The sequence below is a fragment of the Dietzia sp. CW19 genome, assembly GCF_014145265.1.
Classification (GTDB): Bacteria; Actinomycetota; Actinomycetes; order Mycobacteriales; family Mycobacteriaceae; genus Dietzia; species Dietzia natronolimnaea.
Genome location: NZ_JAALEE010000541.1, coordinates 10264 through 11094 on the forward strand (window position 1 = coordinate 10264; position 831 = coordinate 11094).

Annotated in this window: 1 pseudogene; it reads right to left on the reverse strand. The window is 68.7% G+C overall.

Annotation, left to right across the window (positions count from 1 at the left end):
• Positions 1 to 831 (reverse strand): annotated as a pseudogene (locus tag G6021_RS17605) (MBL fold metallo-hydrolase); the annotation flags it as partial.

Below are 831 nucleotides of genomic sequence, written 5' to 3' on the forward strand. Positions count from 1 at the left end.
CCTCGAGGGCGTCGGCCAGCTCGGTGGAGCCGAACTCGCGCAGCGGGGCCAGCGGCCCGAGCACCGCCGGGCCCTGCTTGTTCTGCCGCTTCATCCGGCCGAAGTAGGCGTGCGCGTCCGGCTGACCGTCGAGCAGCTCATCGACGAAACCCTGCTCGTCGTCACGCTCGACGTACCCCGCCCACCAGGCGTAGCGCCGCTCGTAACCGACGCTGGTCGACGGCAGCGCGCCCAACGCCTTGCCGCAGGCGCTGCCCGAACCATGGCCCGGGAAGACCTGGACATGATCCGGCAGCGTGACGAACGACTCCTTGAGGCTGCGGAAGATCTGCGTGGCGCCGGCGAAACGGGTGTCCACCCCGCCCGCCGCCTCATCCAGCAGATCCGGCCGGCCCAGGTCACCGGAGAACACGAAGTCACCGGTCAACATGTACCCGGGAGCATCGGCGAACGCGCCGTCGGTGATGAGGAACGACAGATGCTCCGGCGTATGACCCGGCGTGTGCACGGCCTCGACCGTGATGTTGCCCAGCGTGAGCTGGTCACCGTGGTGCAGGCGCTCCGCGGCGAAACCGTACTGCCAGTCCTCGCCACCCTCACCGGAGACATAAACGGTCGCCCCGGGGTGGCCTCCGCCAGCTCACGGGTCCCGGACAGGTAGTCGGCGTGGATGTGGGTCTCGGTCACCGCGGTGATCGTCATCCCGTGCCGCGCGGCCAGATCCAGGTACTCGCGGACATCGCGACGGGCGTCGACCACCATCGCCTCGTTCTTGGCCTGGCAGCCGATGAAGTAACCGGTCTGCGCGAGGTCCTCGTCGTAGATGCGTTC